The 16,497-nt window shown below is 50.8% G+C and carries 13 protein-coding genes; 8 read left to right on the top strand and 5 right to left on the bottom strand.

The features are described 5' to 3' along the window. Positions 1–13: 13 nt before the first annotated feature. The gene (locus tag KI379_RS12685; protein WP_212983770.1) at positions 14–2,146 is read right to left on the bottom strand and encodes a GMC family oxidoreductase; all 2,133 of its coding nucleotides are present in this window, start codon (positions 2,144–2,146) and stop codon (positions 14–16) included. 326 nt (positions 2,147–2,472) lie between these two features. On the opposite strand from KI379_RS12685, the gene KI379_RS12680 reads away from it, so the two are divergent. Continuing rightward, a complete protein-coding gene (locus KI379_RS12680; protein ID WP_212983769.1) occupies positions 2,473–3,084 on the top strand; it encodes a nitroreductase family protein in 612 nt (203 codons plus the stop codon). Between the two features lie 154 nt (positions 3,085–3,238). On the opposite strand, the gene KI379_RS12675 is transcribed toward KI379_RS12680, so the two are convergent. The 4 genes from KI379_RS12675 to KI379_RS12660 form a co-directional block, all read right to left on the bottom strand. Further along, positions 3,239–3,625, bottom strand: a complete 387-nt coding sequence (locus tag KI379_RS12675; RefSeq protein ID WP_212983768.1) for a RidA family protein — start codon at positions 3,623–3,625, stop codon at positions 3,239–3,241. A 113-nt stretch (positions 3,626–3,738) separates the two neighbouring features. Next, entirely contained in the window at positions 3,739–5,265 is a 1,527-nt protein-coding gene (nhaC, locus tag KI379_RS12670) for a Na+/H+ antiporter NhaC (RefSeq protein WP_212983767.1), read from the bottom strand. A 34-nt stretch (positions 5,266–5,299) separates the two neighbouring features. Further along, the gene (locus KI379_RS12665) at positions 5,300–6,475 is read right to left on the bottom strand and encodes a MalY/PatB family protein (protein WP_212983766.1); all 1,176 of its coding nucleotides are present in this window, start codon (positions 6,473–6,475) and stop codon (positions 5,300–5,302) included. Between the two features lie 41 nt (positions 6,476–6,516). After that, the gene (locus tag KI379_RS12660) at positions 6,517–7,188 is read right to left on the bottom strand and encodes a helix-turn-helix transcriptional regulator (RefSeq protein WP_089547296.1); all 672 of its coding nucleotides are present in this window, start codon (positions 7,186–7,188) and stop codon (positions 6,517–6,519) included. Between the two features lie 466 nt (positions 7,189–7,654). Between KI379_RS12660 and pdxR the strand changes: the two genes are divergently transcribed. The 7 genes from pdxR to KI379_RS12625 all read left to right on the top strand — a co-directional run bounded on the left by pdxR (position 7,655) and on the right by KI379_RS12625 (position 16,495). Beyond that, entirely contained in the window at positions 7,655–9,073 is a 1,419-nt protein-coding gene (pdxR, locus tag KI379_RS12655; protein WP_212983765.1) for a MocR-like pyridoxine biosynthesis transcription factor PdxR, read from the top strand. Positions 9,074–9,218: 145 nt separating this feature from the next. Then, the gene (locus KI379_RS12650; protein ID WP_212983764.1) at positions 9,219–10,097 is read left to right on the top strand and encodes an alpha/beta fold hydrolase; all 879 of its coding nucleotides are present in this window, start codon (positions 9,219–9,221) and stop codon (positions 10,095–10,097) included. 262 nt (positions 10,098–10,359) lie between these two features. Then, on the top strand, positions 10,360–11,316 hold the full coding sequence (locus KI379_RS12645) for an ABC transporter permease (protein WP_076165559.1): 957 nt from the start codon (positions 10,360–10,362) through the stop codon (positions 11,314–11,316). A 13-nt stretch (positions 11,317–11,329) separates the two neighbouring features. Further along, the gene (locus tag KI379_RS12640) at positions 11,330–12,259 is read left to right on the top strand and encodes a carbohydrate ABC transporter permease (RefSeq protein ID WP_076165561.1); all 930 of its coding nucleotides are present in this window, start codon (positions 11,330–11,332) and stop codon (positions 12,257–12,259) included. A gap of 82 nt (positions 12,260–12,341) precedes the next feature. Continuing rightward, positions 12,342–13,838: an ABC transporter substrate-binding protein gene (locus KI379_RS12635; protein ID WP_076165563.1), complete on the top strand. Its 1,497-nt coding sequence runs from the start codon at positions 12,342–12,344 to the stop codon at positions 13,836–13,838. Positions 13,839–13,997: 159 nt separating this feature from the next. Next, the gene (locus KI379_RS12630) at positions 13,998–15,731 is read left to right on the top strand and encodes a sensor histidine kinase (RefSeq protein ID WP_212983763.1); all 1,734 of its coding nucleotides are present in this window, start codon (positions 13,998–14,000) and stop codon (positions 15,729–15,731) included. Positions 15,732–15,733: 2 nt separating this feature from the next. Further along, on the top strand, positions 15,734–16,495 hold the full coding sequence (locus tag KI379_RS12625) for a response regulator transcription factor (RefSeq protein WP_076165565.1): 762 nt from the start codon (positions 15,734–15,736) through the stop codon (positions 16,493–16,495). Positions 16,496–16,497: the final 2 nt, after the last annotated feature.

Raw genomic sequence — 16,497 nt, 5'->3', positions numbered from 1 at the left:
GCTGATAACCGTTTTAGCCATGCTTCACGATGTTTTCCGAAGTCCGGAATGCCAATGCTAGAATCGTCAGTACCGGATTCACTCCGCCGTTGGTTACATGCACGGATCCGTCGCTCACCCACAGGTTGTCGTAACCGTGTACGCGTCCCATCGGATCGGTGACCGAAGTGGCGGGATCATCCCCCATCCGAAGCGTGCCTGCCTGATGCTGTCCGCCGCTAAGCCCGGTTCCCGGAGTCGTTCGCCAAACCTGGCGCGCACCGGCAGCCCAGAGCCACTTCTCGGCCTGTTCGCCCAGCATCGCTGCCGCCCGAAGCGACTCCGGATGGACCTGGCCCGAGAGCTGGGCGACTGGCATACCGAAACGGTCCTTGACCGTTCGTGAGAGACGTACTCTCGATTCCGAAGTCGGGATCTCTTGAATCGGTCCCTGGATCTGGCTGGTGCGCAAATAGCTGTCACGCATCACTTCTTTGCCTGCCAGCCCCCATCTCGGAGCGTCTGGAGCAAGTGCCCTGTACCAATGGATAAGAGGAAGCCGGGTAAATTCGTTGGCAAGCAGTCCGCCACCGATCACGCCGCCGCCATTGTCATGGGCGAAGCGAAGCGTAGCGATGCTGACACCAGGGCCAAGACCGTCCTGGATCAGATCGTCCATGAGACCGTACGCGCCCGTGTAGACATGCCCCTGCAGATTCCGGCCGACTTGGCCGGAACGGTTGCCGATGCCGTCCGGCTCTGCATCGGTAGCCGAGTTCAGCAGCAAACGCGCGCTTTCGATCGCGCCGGCAGCTACGATGACTTGACCGGCTGCCACCAGTTGACGCCGGATCTTCCCGCCTGCTTCCTGCACCAGCCTTACCCCGGTGGCCCGCTTCCCGCCTTCCGTCTCAATCCGCTCCACCATCGTATCGCAGATGATATCGCAGTTACCGGATGCGGCCGCCCGAACGAGCATCGTGTTATGTCCCCCGTTTTTGCTGTTGGTTGGACAAGCGAAGCCAACGCATTGGCCACACTGTCCGCATGCCGGCCTGCCGTCCCGTTCGACCGAGTTGATCAGCAGCGGGACCGATCCGGCGTCCCATCCCAAACGGGCTGCCGCTTCCGCCAGCCGCCGCGCTTCCGTCGTCAAGGGCATCGCCGGCATCGGGTAAGAACGGCTCCGCTTGGCATGCCCGGTGTGGGCGTTCCCGTCACCGGATACGCCCACCTCCCATTCGGCCCTCACATAATAAGGTTCCAGATCTTCGTACGAGATCGGCCAGTCGCTAAGGGAGCTCCCGTCCGGGATGCCGTAGTGGCTTGCCATGCGAAAATCCTCCGGATGGAACCGCCAGGCCTGAGCGCCATACACCCGCGTACCGCCGCCAACCGTCATGGCATTGTTGTGGTAATCTCCTTCATGCGGAGTAGTGATTCTCTCTTCCCCAGCCCCAGCAAGAAACGTACGCGGACTGCCCTCCAGATCAGGTCCGGTGTTGTGGCCGAATTTGCTCAGCCGGTGGTTGCGCAAATGGTCCCGGCCTACCTGGTCGTACCGAAGCCAACGGCCGCGTTCGATGACGAGAACGCGCATGCCCGACTCAGCCAGCACCGCCGCCGCTACCGATCCGCCCGCTCCGGCTCCGATCACGACGGCATCGTAGCGGTCTTGTAGTTGGTCGAGTGTTCGTAAAGGCAAATCGGCTTCGACTGGTGGTCCCTGTTCGCCGGATACCGGACCCGGCCGAAAACCGATCATTTCCCATGATTTACCCTCGCGATTCCCGCCGGATTCAGGATTTCCATAATAGCCTTCGACGACAAGCTCCAGCAATGCGTTGAAGAACATTGCGGACGAAACAGGCCAATCGCGGACCCGGTCATGCTGGACATCCTGCAGCAATCCATCCTGTTGTTCCTCGGACATTTCTGAAAATGCGTGCCCATACCGGGCCAATGCTTCCGACTCGAGTGCGCGGAGGCCGGGTTCGATCAGCTTGTTCCAAGCTGAAGGATCCTCATCCGCCCTACGTTCCATATAGACGAGTGCTCCTCCGTTGGCCGCAGACGGCCATTCATTTTCCGGGATAAACCGGTTAGAAACCGCTTCCAATATAGAATGCCACTCGACTAACCGGGATGTATGATCGCTCTGATTCATTTGCTGCCACCTTTCTTCTCGTTCGAAATGTCGTTTTTTTGTTTTTCGATACATTCGTAGACTAGAACTGTTCTTCATGCAAAATTGCCGGTTCACCTTCAACGTTCACACTCTAAGAGATGCATCTAGTATTCTCTTTATTCGTCTCTAAACCCTGCTTGCGGCCATGGTCATTCTGTAAATATACCTAATCATCCATTAAAGATTTTGATTTGACTATATCCAAGTTAAGTCATATATTTAATTATATTTAATTAGTACGTAAGTTTAAGTAAGCAGCAATGACAACACTGCAGATATTTATTTAAAAAGGAGAGAAATCGCATATGAGCAACGTTCAATCCATCGTCAATGAAATTTTGCCGGAGGTGCAAGGACAGCGCAAATCCGACTACCCGGTAAGCCCGCTATTTCTAAATCGCTGGTCTACACGGGCTTTTTCCACCCGTAAAGTCAGTGATCAGGACCTTTATACCATCCTTGAAGCCGCACATTGGGCTCCTTCTTCTTATAATGATCAGCCTTGGCGCTTTATCGTCGCTAAAACCGAAGAGCAGCTCAGCACATTTCATTCATTTTTAAACGAATTCAATTTAACATGGGCATCCAGTGCGCCAGTTCTCATTGTAGTCGCTTCCGACAAGCTTAGAGAAAACGGCGACCCGAACGGTGCGCACGCTTTTGATGCCGGCGCAGCCTGGGCTTCCTTGGCGATTCAAGCGACGATCCTCGGTCTGCATACGCATGCCATCGGCGGTTTTGACCGCAATAAAGCCCGTGACATATTGAACGTACCGGATCACATCGAGCTTCACGCCGTGATTGCTCTCGGCTACCTGGGCGATAAATCCGTACTTCCGGAAGCAATCCAGCAGCGCGAAGTGCCAAATGACCGCCGCCCGCTGAACGAACTTGTTTTTGAAGGGAAATTCGAGTAAAGTAAGCCGCTCCATCGCATCTATTTAACCATTATGTATACACCTATTAAAAAGCTGGCCGATCTTGGCCAGCTTTTGTTGTGCTGCATTTAGTCCCGCGAAAAGAGGACAACCCCTTGGAGAACCCAGAGGCTGTTATATCTACATTTTCAAATTAAGCCCTGACGGCAATCACTTCGATCTCCACCAGACCACCCTTTGGCAGCTTGGCTACCTGAACCGCACTGCGTGCCGGATAAGGTTCTGTGAAGAACGTGGCGTACACCTCATTGACTTTCTGAAAATCGTTCATATCCTGCAAAAATACCGTCGTTTTAATCACATCGTTCATGGTAAAGCCCGCTGATTCGAGAATAGCTTTTACATTGAGGAGCGATCGCTGTGTCTGTTCCTCTACGGATGCTGGGAACACGCCTGTTGTGTCCATACCGAGTTGTCCGGATGTAATCAGCATATTACCGATTTGAACTGCCTGGGAGTATGGTCCGATAGCCCCCGGAGCTTCGGTCGTTGCAATAGTTCGTCTCTCTTGTGATGTCATGGTTTCTCTCTCCTTGTCGTGCTTGAAGCACGTTTATATTTATGGGAATTGCAAAAACTTGGCGTGTATCAACCGTATTTTTGCAAGTACCTGAATGGAAATTAAGGTTATCGTTAGTTCGTATGGGCTGCCTTCGTCGGAGCCGTTGTATTCAAATTCAACTCTTCTGCATTCGGACCGTCATATTCTTGCAGCATTTCTTGTTGCTGTTCCGGCGTCAGTTTGGCGATCCCAAAACCAGTGAAGCCCCAGATCATGGCGAAAATGATCCCTGTCCAGCACAGCATGGCCCATGGCAGATAGGAGAGCGTTGCGACGCCCAGCGTACCGGCCATGTAGGCGCCTGCTGCCGTCCATGGCAAGATGGGTTCCGTAATCGCAGCGGAGTCTTCGACGGTCCGACCGAGATTTTTTGGATGCAGTCCACGGCGGATGTATGCTTCGCGCAGCATTTCGCCCGGCATCAGGATGGACACTTGGCCGTTGCTTGTGACGCCGATCATTGTCAATCCGGTCACGATCGTTGCAACGATCATGGACCCTGTCGAGCGTACATGCTTCAGGATTCGGTTCACGATCAGCTCAAGCGATTTGGTGAGCGATATGGTGCCGGCAAACGTAATTGCGCTGAAACAGATTAACAATGTTCCCATCATGGAGTTCATTCCACCGCGGTTCAAAAGCTTCGGTACATCCGGAATGACCGCAGCCGGATCGAATCCTTGGACGTGAACCATCCCGATATCGAACCCGTTCAATACAGAACTTACTACATCATGCAATGTGAAGCCCTGGAATATCAATGCGTTCGCCATGGCAAAGGCTGAAGACAGCAGCATGACCGGCAGCGTAGGCTTTTTCCGGATCGAGCCGTACAACACGATGAGGATCGGGACGATGAGCAGTAAATTCCAGTGGTAAATCGTGCCCAGCGTATCCATAATGGTCCCTACTTTTTCAGGGATACCTGCACCTGCCGTATGTGTATTCAAACCTGTGATGACATAGACGATTCCGGCTACGATAAACGAAGGCAGCGTCGTGTACAGCAAATGACCGATATGCTCATACAAGTTTACGCCTGTGGACAGGGCCGCGATATTCGTCGTATCCGATAGCGGCGACAGCTTGTCGCCGAAGTAGGCACCGGCAACCACCGCACCGGCAACGGCTGCCAGATTCACATCCAGTCCGGCGCCAACGCCCATAAATGCTACCCCGATCGTTCCTGCAGAACCCCAGGACGTACCGGTACAGACCGATACGACCGAAGTCACCAAAAAGGCGGTGATGAGCAAAAACTGCGGGTTGATAATTTTGAGCCCGTAATAAATCATCATCGGAATCGTGCCGCCCACCATCCATGCCCCGATCATCAACCCTACGGCAATCAGGATTAGAATGGCCGGCATCGTTTTGGCTATTTTTTGGGCAATGGAATTCAAAATATCGTTGTAACTGTGCCCCAGCCTAACTGCAATGATCCCCGCGATAACCGTTGAAGCAATAATGAGCGGTTCAGGCGGCAGCTCGAACATGACGTATCCCAAGCACAGCAGTACCACCATCGTTATGATCGGAAGTAAGGCCAAAAACAGCGTCGGTTCTTTGATTTGTTTTCCCTTCGTTTGCTCTGTCATCGTTGTATTCCCCCTGGGATAAATGAATTGTGAACTACTTCTCGTGCAGAGGATAATGATCTGCCATACGCTGCAGCGCATCCCGAAGAAGAGACCTCGGAGTGGCAACGTTCATGCGGATATAGCCTTCGCCAATCGCCCCGAATGAGATTCCGTAGCTGACACTAACCCTGCTCTTGTTTTGAATCCAATCCACTAAATCGCTTTCAACCTTCCCGCAGGCGGTGCAGTCCACCCACAATAAATAGGTACCCTCAGGCTGAATGACTTTAAGTTCGGGCATATGCGTCTGTATAAAATCGATCGTATAGGCGATGTTGTCCGTTATATATGCGCGAAGCTCGTCCAGCCATTCATCGCAAGCCGTATAGGCCACTTCCAGGGCAGGCACGGCAAAAAAGGTCGGATTATGAATCCCTGCCTGCTGCAGCCCATCTTTAAAGCGTTTCCGCAGCTGCTCGTTAGGAATAATGATGTTGGCGATTTCCAGACTCGCGAGATTGAACGTTTTTCCCGGGGATGTGCAAATGATCGAACGGTCTGCCACCTGCTCCGTCAGCTTGGCGATCACGGTATGCTCGTGCCCCTGATGGATGAAATCCGCATGGATGTCATCGGATACGATCAGCGCATCGTATTGGATGCACAGCTCACTGATCCGCTCCAGCTCATGGATCGTCCAGACCCTTCCGGTGGGATTATGCGGGGAGACTAGCATGACCATTTTCACGCCTTCCCTCATTTGCGCTTCCATATCTGCAAAATCGATCTCATATCGTCCGTTCACAAGCAGCAGCGGACTTTCAACCAACTGCCTGCCATTGATCGCTACCGCCTTCGCGACGGGCTGATAAGCAGGTGTATGAATGAGGATGCGGTCCCCCTTCTCCGTCAGGTTCTGAATCAGAACCGAGACGGCTTGTACGATTCGTGGGCAGAATACGATCCATTCCTGCGGCACCTGCCAATCATAAGCTTTGGACAGCCAGCCTTGTACCGCTTCGTAATATGGCGGGAACGGATCGGTGTAACCGTAAATGCCGTGTCTGGCCATTTCCGTTATCCGGTCCACCACGGCCGGCGGCGCCGGCAAATCCATGTCCGCGACGGACAGTGCGATCATGTCATTCCCCTGGGATTGGGCCATTCCGTCCCATTTGGCGCTGTTCGTTCCGTATCTGCTGATGATGTGGTCAAAATTATATTTCATGGATGTCACCTTCCCTTGATCCTGCGTATGCCAGTTCCTGATTACTTAAGCTTTTGCAAATAACGGTAGACAGTAGGCTCGGATATCGCTAATGCTGCGGCGACTTGGGAAACGCCGCCTTTCAGCAAGAATACCCCCTGCTCGTTTAACTCACGCACGAGCTCGATTTTCTCTTGTGAGGATAACCGGTCGACAGGAATGTTTATTTTGCTGATCACGGATGCGATCATATGAGTAAGCAGATCATCCGCGTTGCCCTGCAAATATTCCTTGGACTGTTTGTCTTCCTGTGGAGCCTCAATTGAAGCTGGAGGAAGCGGCGAACCGCCTTGTAAAATATGCTGAATCCATTCTGCGGCAGCCTCCATGTGGGTGATGTCAATGTTCAGACACATCAGCCCGACGAGCTCGTTGTCGTCGTTTTTGATAAAAAAGGTGGACGATCTGAAGCTTTGCCCCATCTTTCCCGAAGCCTTATAGTTGGCGATAAACTGTTCTTCCCGGTATGCTTCCGCTTTCAGCAGTTTCAAGACCAAGTCCGTTGACGCGTCTCCTACCTTACGCCCGCTGATGTGACCGTTCTCAATAAAAATAATCGATCGTTCCGGATCGCTGATGTCATGGACTACGACCTCGCATTTGGGCCCAATAATAGCCGCAATAAATGAGGCAATTGGAAAAAACTTCTCAAGGAACTGCCGGTTATCATTCATGTACGGATGGTCTCCTTCCCTGTAAACCTTATGTGTTGTTATAAAATTTATCAATATAATAATTTATTATCGTGATAAGATTATATTACATTTTTAAAACGGTTTCAATCATTTTTTTGCAAAAGTGCGCGAAACATGTCGGAATTTGTTTTTTTGATAAGGACATGGATTACCCACGCTTTAATTGCGTAAAAAAAGCCGCAAGGCAGGCGGCTTCAGCATGATAAATTTTTATCAAATTAATTAAAGTTTACATAATATATCTTACGTTAATCAATCTGAAAGTTCCTCTTCTTTCAAAGCCACAAGCTCGGCAATCTGCCCAACCTCGGCATCCATTGCACGTTTAAACATCCTTTCATCCCCTTTGTGCGTGTTCTTCAGCTTCCGTATAATGGTGATAATTGGTCATCATAAGTGCCGAAAAATTGTATATAAGAAGAACCAATGTAAAGGAGACATGGCTATGTTCGGATTTAGAGCTGCTGCAGGGGCAGGTTCGGTCACCAAGCAGCTATGCAGTTACCTGCGTCAGGAAATTGAGAGTGGTGCACTCACACCCGGTCTCCAGCTGCCGCCGACGCGCCGGGCCGCCTTGGACCTTGGGATAGCGCGCAACATCGTGATCGAAGTGTATGAGCAATTGACCGCCGAAGGGTATTTGACGTCCAGAGCCGGCTCCGGAACGTTTGTCGCTGAGGGCATCGAAACCCGCAAAGCTATGAAAATCGACCCTATGCCTTCTTCAGCATCAACCGCTCGATCCGAGTCCGTCCCTAAGAAACCGAAGCTCATTGACTTTGACGGAGGTCTGCCTGATTTGTCTCATTTCCCCCGCAGGCTCTGGAGCAAATACGTACGGGAGATGACCGATTCGGCGGTGGAAAACATATTTTCGTATGGCAATATTCAAGGGCTGCCTGCACTGCGTGAGGCCATTGCCGATTATTTGTACCGGGTCAAAGGCATGGCGTGCAGCATGGACCAAATCGTCATTACGTCGGGAACCTCCGAAGGAATCCTGCTGCTGGCGTCTACCTTCTCGGACCGTTTTCATACGGTTTACACCGAAGAGCCGACGATCGGGTTTGTCGGTGATATTTTCCAAAGATTAAACTATACTGTCCATCCGATCGAGGTTGATCATCAAGGTATGCAGATCCAACGGATCGAGCATAACTTTCCTGCCGGTCTGATCGTGCTGACGCCTTCCCACCAATACCCTACAGGTAGCATTCTTTCGATTCAACGGAGGCAGATGGCTATTGCGCTGGCTGAAAAAGCTGGACACTATATCATAGAGGACGACTATGACAGCGAGTTCCGGCATAAAGGCGGGCCGGTCCCTCCGCTGCAGCTTCTTGCCCCGAGCAAGGTCATCTATGCAGGCACGTTTAGCAAAACGCTGTCGCCCGCCCTGCGGATCGGATTCCTCGTTGTCCCCCCGGAACTGATCGAGCAGGTCATTCGCACCAAAACGGAGCTAAACCTGACAACTTCCGGTATCATGCAATCGGCACTTGCGCGTTTTATATTGGACGGGCATTTTGACAGGCATATTCACAAAATGAGAGCGATATACAAACGAAAACGCCTCTTTATCGCGGAACAATGCCGCCGCTTATTCGGCGACCGCGTTGAACTGCTGGGTGACGAAGCAGGAATGCATGTCCAGCTCCATTTTAAGCAGGATGCTTACGGGCCGATGGACTGGCACAACATGGAAGGGCTCGGCGTCCGCCTCTCATCTTTTGAAGACTATGCGGTGTTAAAAGGCCGCTCCCCCGGCAAGGTGGTACTCGGATACGGGAATCTGACAGAGAGGGAAATCGCTGAAGGGCTGCGTAGAATCCAGCAATTTACGGATTCTTGGAGAAGGATCTGAGATATAGTTTAAAGTTGAACCTTCAAGTGCTACAACAATATAGTTTTGCCATTAGTTCAAGTATATCAGGATAGTTAATTCGCGAAACCGAAAGATTGCATGAATGTTATATGATGACTGTATAAACCATTGGGGAGTGAAATAAATGGAAAAAGTCATCAGGCTCAAGGATTCATCCGAAATCAAAGTTGGTTTGGCAGGACGATCCAGAGGCAAAACAATCATACTGCCTGTCGCCAAAGAATCCGTGTACGGCCAAGAAGCTGAAAGCCTGAAGCTGTGGGGGGTCGACCCCGAATCCGGACAGCATTTCGTCGAGGGACTGGCTGATATGTTCCAAGTCTTGTACTTTGACTATGAAGGCCATCGCATGAAGCACCCCAATCCCGACCATCTGACACCAGACCAGATCGTAGAAGATCTGCTGTTCATCGCCAACGACATGAATGTCCTCCATTTTAGCTATTATGGTTACTCCTGGCTGGCGCTGGTCGGTCTGCAGCTGGCTATCCGTACGGAGCGGCTGGAGAGCTTGATCATGGGCGGATTTCCGCCATTGGACGGGCCCTATAAAGAAATGATGGTGGTGACCCGCAGCACTTATGAACAAGCTGCACGCAATCAATATACCCCTATAATGAAAGATTGGCAGGATTCGAGCAGTCCGGAAAAGGTGGATTGGGACCAGGTTCAGGTCAAGATCGACACGAATCAGACCAAACAGTTTATGACGCTATACCAGCATTTGATGGATTTTGACGATCGGGCGGTGAGTCTGAACCCGGCCGTTCCGAAGCTGGCTTTTGCCGGAGAGAAAGATACGATCGTGTATGGGGAAAACTTCGGCGGCGTCACTGTGGACATTGCCGGGATATTGCAGCGAAACCAACAAGCTTTAGAAGAAATGGGCTGGGACGTTCGTATCTTAAAGGGAGATGGGATGGACCATACCAAAGCCATGCACCCGGAGACCGTTCTTCCGGTCATCAAGCCCTGGTTCGTGTCTAATTTGTTGGACGGTTAGAAGATGTTCGGCTAACGCTTTTTAAGATGATCCCATCGATTATCATTCAAATAAGATTCTTAATTCACTATTTAAAAAAAGGCATCCGGTCGTAGAAACCGGGTGCCTTTATACGTTTATTTCGACAAAAAAATCATAGTCACCTAACGTTTTTTGACTATAGTATCAAGTTTGTTATCTGGAAGCATGGAATCTTCCTTTTATACAATGAATTTACGAAGCGCAAGCTGCAATAGAGAAACCACCGGAAGGAGTGACTAACATGAGTTCAAAAGCCGAGCAAAGCCACAAACGTAAGCGCTTACGTCCGCGTTGGCACAAGCAGGATACAGAACTGACCCTGCTCGCCTTGCCGACGACCATATGGTATATCCTCTTCTGCTTTCTGCCTATGTTTGGGATCATTATCGCCTTTAAAAATTTTAGAATTAGCGGCGGATTCCTGAGCAATGTGTTCAACAGCCCGTGGATCGGCTTCAAAAACTTCGAGTTCCTGTTCAAATCGAACGATGCTTGGATCATTATCCGCAACACGATTGGATACAACCTGATCTTTATCGTTCTAGGCATCGTCCTCCCTGTTCTATTCGCCATTATGGTAGGACTGCTGCACAGCCGGAAGGCCAGCAAAATCTATCAAACGATGATGTTCCTTCCCTATTTTTTATCTTGGGTAGTCGTATCCGCCGTAGGCTGGGCTTTCCTAAGCTTCGATAAGGGGATCGTCAACCAAATGCTCGTCAGTATGGGCAGCGATCCGGTGAACTGGTACATGGAACCGAAATACTGGCCGTTCTTCCTGATTCTCTTAAACGTCTGGAAAGGCCTTGGCTACGGAATGATTATCTACTTGGCCACCATCACGAGCATTGACAGCACGTATTACGAAGCCGCGGTTATCGATGGCGCCTCGATCTGGCAGCAGACGAGATTTATTACGCTGCCGATGCTGAAGCTGGTCATCGTCATGATGTTCATCTTGGCGGTCGGGCGCATTTTCTACACCGATTTCGGCTTGTTCTACCAGGTCACGCGGGACTCCAATTCCTTGTTCAACGTGTCTACGACCATCGATGTCATGGTATACAAGCAGCTGAAAACCGCTACTGTCGGGATGGCCTCCGCTGCTGCATTCGTGCAGTCCGTCCTGGGCTGTGCCACCATTCTGATCGCTAACTGGATTGTCCGCAAAATCGATCCGGAAAGCGCAATGATGTAAGGAGGTAGGGTCGATGTCAACAAGAACGGCTTACGATACGGGCCTGGAGAAATTTAATCGTACCCACAGAGTCGTCGACGTCATTTTCCATCTGATATTTATCGTCTTGGCGCTGATCTGTGTCATTCCTGTCGTTGTGGTTCTGTCCATCTCATTTTCCAGTGAAGACTCGATCCGTGAGACGGGATATCATTTACTGCCGACCGTACTATCGGGTGATGCATACGCCTATATCGCCAAACAGGGGACGACGATTTTGAGGGCGCTCGGTGTGTCGGTTCTTGTCACTGTGATAGGGACCGTGCTCGGCGTCCTGCTGACCGCATCCATGGGTTACGTCATTTCCCGCCCCAACTACAAGCTGAAGGGGTTTCTGACCTGGATCGTATTCATTCCGATGGTGTTCAACGGCGGTTTGGTGTCCAGCTACTTTATCAATACGAATTTATTGGGTCTGAAAGACAGCATCTGGGCTCTGATTCTGCCGCTGGCCGTCTCCTCGTTTAACGTGATCATCTGCAAAACGTTTTTCAAAAGCACGATTCCCGACGGACTCATCGAATCCGCGGAAATCGATGGCGCGAGCCAGCTGCGGATCTTCTTCTCTATCGTCCTCCCGATCTCGCTGCCTGTGATCGCGACGATTGGATTGTTTCTCTGCTTCGCCTACTGGAACGACTGGTTTCAATCGATGCTGTATATCGATAACCAGAACCTGTACTCGCTGCAGGCCCTGCTCAACAGCCTGATGAGCAATGTCGATGCCCTGGCAAAGAATGCCGCAAGCATGGGCGTCAGCTACGCCGTACTTGTTGCGACGATGCCGAAGGAATCCGCGCGGATGGCTGTTGCGATCCTCATCGTTTTGCCTGTAGCCTGCGCCTACCCGTTCTTCCAGAAGTATTTTATCTCCGGGCTTACGGTCGGTGCCGTTAAAGGATAATGACGAAATAAGCCAAGACATCTTGGTTTATGATAAATCACTGCTAATCACGGTGATTCAACATCTATAAGGGGGATTTGGAATGAAAAGATCTTTCAGATTCATCTCGACGCTCTGTTTGCTGACCCTGTTGGCCACAGCTCTGGCGGCCTGCGGCGGTTCGAAGCCTTCTTCTACAGCCGATGGATCGGAAACAACCAAGGAGCCGACGAAGGAAACTTCGACAACGACCAAGGATGTTCCGACGCTGGTCTGGTGGACGATCGGCGGCCAGGTGCCGAGCAACTTCAGTAAGGCGGTTGACGCCATGAATGCCTACACGGCCGAAAAGATCGGCGTGAAAGTGGACATCAAGGTCGCCAGCTGGGGCGAATGGGATACGAAGATGAACACCATCGTCAATACCGGCGAGCCTTTCGACATCATGTTCACGAACAGCGGAAAGTACAGCAAGCAGGTTGCGATGGGCGCTTTTGCCGATATTACCGATCTGGTACAAAGCGAAACGCCTGACCTGTACAAACTGATTCCGCAAAACGTATGGGACGGCACCAAAATCGGCGGAAAATATTATTCCGTACCGACCTATAAAGATTCCGCGTTGACGCAGTATTGGGTATTCGATGACAAGTATGTGCAGAAGTACAATATCGACATCAACAACATCAAGACGCTGCAGGATCTGGATAAGCCGCTTCACGATATGAAGGCCGGGGAAGGTAAAAGCTTCTACCCGCTGCCGATGACCCAAGGTGAAGGCCTGAACGGATTCTTTAACGATTATGACGATTTAACGTTGGGCTTCCCTCCGATCGGCGTGAAAGCGGACGATGCATCGCGCAAGGTCGTTTCCGTTCTGGAACAGCCTGACGTTATGGCTAATCTGAAGCTTTTGCATCAATGGTATCAAGACGGCATCATCAATCCGGATGCTCCGACCAAAACCGAAGCTGATAAAGGCAGACCTTTCTTTGCGGCACAAGCCTTCCCTGGCGCCGAAATCAGCTGGCAGATCAATGATAACGTCCAGAAATACGACATGGTTCAGCATTACGGACCGATCTACACCACGAGTACGATTCAAGGTTCTTTGAACGCGATTTCGGCGAATTCGAAATATCAGAAGGAAGCATTGAAGTACCTTGAACTGGTCAACACCGATCCGAAGCTGCGCAACATGCTGGCCTTTGGCGAGCTGGGCGTAGACTACAAGAACGTCGACGGCGAAAAGGTCATCGAGCGTACAACCGATACTTGGCCGCTGGCTGCTTACACCCAAGGCACGTTCTTTAATCTGGCGGTGACGAAAGGCGCTCCGGAAGATCAATGGGAACAAGTTAAAAAGTTGAACGAAGCGGCCTCCTCCTCCACGATCCTTGGCTTCGCGCTGGACATCAGCAATCTGCAGACCGAAGTAGCGAACTGCCAAGCCGTATGGGACAAATACAAGTATGAGCTTATTACCGGCGCATCCGATCCGGAGAAAATGGTGCCGAAGATTACCGCTGAACTGAAGTCGGCCGGCATGGACACGATTATGAAAGCGGCTCAAGAGCAAATCGATAACTACTTCAAGTAAAAGAAATGGAAGCGCATCCCTTAATGAGACTCTCTTAAGGGATGCTTTTTCCTTCCCATCGATGAAGTTTCGTACTAATCGTGGTACCTTTGCACTAATCGTGGTACATTGGGATTAGCATTCATGCTTTCGACGAGTTGCTGTCAATCGAGGTGTATTATGGGCTCTTTTTTGCAAATCAAAATTTACCGCCACAAGTTTATCGCCTATGTCATCTTCGTCGTGAGCATCGGACTCACGCTGGGCACACTGACCTGTGCCATGCTGCTCAACCAATGGGTCGGCAATGCCCGGATCGAGGCGGCGAACGCATTCTCGCGCGTGGAGAATGAACTGCAGTATGACGCCGACCGTATCGAGGCTTACATGCAGCGGATTTACTCCAATCCGGGATTGCTCGACGATGCCAGAAGCTTTGCGAGCAGCAGCGCTGAAGGTTACTTGACCAGCAGGCTGGATCACAGCATCTACTCGCAGCCGCTGGTTTCCTTTCCCGAAGATCTTAAGACCTACTTATACAGCTGGGCGCAGGGCGAGATTACGCAGATCAGCCTGCACACCGGCGAATACGGCAATGTAGTACGCTTTAACGATAACGGTATCGCCAGTTATACGTTCGGACTTCCGAATAAAGATGAGGCTTTTCATGACACGATTACGAAAGGCTTCGTATACCGCAAGAAACTGTCGAATCCTACGCTGGGCTCTCAGGAATTCGGAGAGTTGCGCTTTTTGGTCAGCAGTGAGCAGGTTTTCAGATCGGTCCAAAATTTCCGGGTTGGCGAAGCTGCGGCCGTCAGTGCTGCCGGCGATATCTACCTGATCGGCGGACACGGCGAAGATTTGGAGCAGATGTCCCGCCTGGCTGCGGCAAATGGACGCACACACGGTATTATTTCAAGGGGAATGCTGAAGCCGATATTTTATGTCACCTTCGCCTCCACCAAGTTTAATTTCAAATTCGTCAGCATCATCGATTTGTCCACGCTGATTCGTCAGCATGCCGGGATGCTGATCACCCTCTTCCTGATTGTGCTGGCCGCGATGGTCAGCGTACTGCTTCTCATTGTCTACAATTTACGGGATGATGCCCTCTTCCTTCACCGCATTATCCAGTCGATCGGACGTGTCAAAACGGCCAATTTTACGACGAGCCGCCCGGCCCGGTACCGGAGAAACGAATACGGAATGATCGCCCGTGAGTTGGATGATATGATACAGCAGCTGGATAAGTACATCCGCAATGAATATTTGCTGAAAATAAAGCAGCAGGAAACCGAAATGAAAGCGCTTCAGAACCAGATTAATCCGCACTTCCTGTACAATACGCTGGAGGTGATCCGCTCTACTGCGCTGGTCAACCGGGACACAGATACCGCCGATGCCATTGCGACTTTAGGGACGCTCTACCGCGAAATCGTGAAGAAGGAAAATATCATTTCGATTGCCAGCGAACTGGAACTGCTGCAGAAATACTTGGAGATTATGGAGTTTAAGTATCCGGGACGTTTTTATTATCAGGTCAATGTCGAACCGGCCCTCCTCTCGATCCCGACCGTTAAATTTTGGATGCAGCCGCTCGCGGAAAATTTCTTCATCCACGGCTTCGATGCCGGTCATGAGTTTAATTTGTATGTCGTTAATGGCTGGGAAGCCGATGACGGTTATGTGCTTGAATTTGTGGATAACGGGCAGGGAATCCCGGCGGAGCGTTTAAATACCGTTCGGCGCACGCTGTTTAACCAGGATGACGCTTCCTCCGGAAGTATCGGGCTCCGCAACGTATATACGCGGCTGCATTTCTTCTATGGGGACGGCTGTACGATTGAAATCGCGAATAACGAGGAAGCCGGGGTCAAGATAACGGTACGGATATCAAAAAGAGGTGATTGAACATGTACAAGTTGATGATTGTGGATGACGAGCCTCAAATTTTGGAGGGCATGAAACGGATACTGGACTGGAACCAATACGGGTTTGGCCGCATTGAAACGTGTGAAACGACTGAGGAAGCCATGACCAAAGTGGTTGACCTGCAGCCGGACGTGGCCATCTTTGATGTCTGCATTGGCAAGACACTCGGGTATGAGACCATCAGCAGGCTTAACGAATTTAAGATCCCGACGAAATACATTATAATGAGCGGCTATAGTGAATTCAAATATGCTCAGGAAGCCATCCGCTGCGGTGTCAAAGACTATCTGCTCAAACCGGTGGAGCGCACCAAGCTGCAGCAAGTCATTGAGAAAATCATTGTCGAGGATCTTAACGGTACGATCGGCGATAGGAACAGCGAGAACCTGAACAGGGATCCCGTATTAGGGGTTCAATATGAGCACCTTTCCAAGCTCGTCAACCGCATTTTGCTGATGATCAAGATGGAATACGCCCAGAACATAACGTTAAAATCCGTAGCGGAGCGCTTCCAAATGAACAGTACTTACCTGGGACAGCTGTTTCTTAAAGAAACCGGTATGAAGTTTTCGGAATACCTCATGGCATACCGGATGCTGCTCGCAGAAGACCGAATCCGTTCAACCGAAGAGAAAATATCTTATATCGCGTTTTCCGTCGGCTACAACAATCTCAATTATTTCTATACGCACTTTCATAGCTTTTTCGGAAAGTCTCCTTCCGAGCTCCGTGGAAAAGCTTAAGC

The organism is Paenibacillus cineris (genome assembly GCF_018333335.1).
Taxonomy (GTDB): domain Bacteria; phylum Bacillota; class Bacilli; order Paenibacillales; family Paenibacillaceae; genus Paenibacillus_AQ; species Paenibacillus_AQ favisporus.
Note: the sequence above shows the minus strand (reverse complement) of the source record. Positions and strands in the feature narration are given on the sequence as shown.

Bases quoted from the DNA above. Each gene is read 5' to 3' on its own strand.
- KI379_RS12645 (WP_076165559.1), top strand. From the start codon at position 10,360: ATGAGTTCAAAAGCCGAGCAAAGCCACAAACGTAAGCGCTTACGTCCG.
- KI379_RS12650 (WP_212983764.1), top strand. From the start codon at position 9,219: ATGGAAAAAGTCATCAGGCTCAAGGATTCATCCGAAATCAAAGTTGGT.
- KI379_RS12675 (WP_212983768.1), bottom strand. From the start codon at position 3,625: ATGACATCACAAGAGAGACGAACTATTGCAACGACCGAAGCTCCGGGG.
- KI379_RS12630 (WP_212983763.1), top strand. From the start codon at position 13,998: ATGGGCTCTTTTTTGCAAATCAAAATTTACCGCCACAAGTTTATCGCC.
- nhaC (WP_212983767.1), bottom strand. From the start codon at position 5,265: ATGACAGAGCAAACGAAGGGAAAACAAATCAAAGAACCGACGCTGTTT.
- KI379_RS12635 (WP_076165563.1), top strand. From the start codon at position 12,342: ATGAAAAGATCTTTCAGATTCATCTCGACGCTCTGTTTGCTGACCCTG.
- KI379_RS12640 (WP_076165561.1), top strand. From the start codon at position 11,330: ATGTCAACAAGAACGGCTTACGATACGGGCCTGGAGAAATTTAATCGT.
- KI379_RS12685 (WP_212983770.1), bottom strand. From the start codon at position 2,146: ATGAATCAGAGCGATCATACATCCCGGTTAGTCGAGTGGCATTCTATA.
- KI379_RS12660 (WP_089547296.1), bottom strand. From the start codon at position 7,188: ATGAATGATAACCGGCAGTTCCTTGAGAAGTTTTTTCCAATTGCCTCA.
- KI379_RS12665 (WP_212983766.1), bottom strand. From the start codon at position 6,475: ATGAAATATAATTTTGACCACATCATCAGCAGATACGGAACGAACAGC.
- KI379_RS12680 (WP_212983769.1), top strand. From the start codon at position 2,473: ATGAGCAACGTTCAATCCATCGTCAATGAAATTTTGCCGGAGGTGCAA.
- KI379_RS12625 (WP_076165565.1), top strand. From the start codon at position 15,734: ATGTACAAGTTGATGATTGTGGATGACGAGCCTCAAATTTTGGAGGGC.
- pdxR (WP_212983765.1), top strand. From the start codon at position 7,655: ATGTTCGGATTTAGAGCTGCTGCAGGGGCAGGTTCGGTCACCAAGCAG.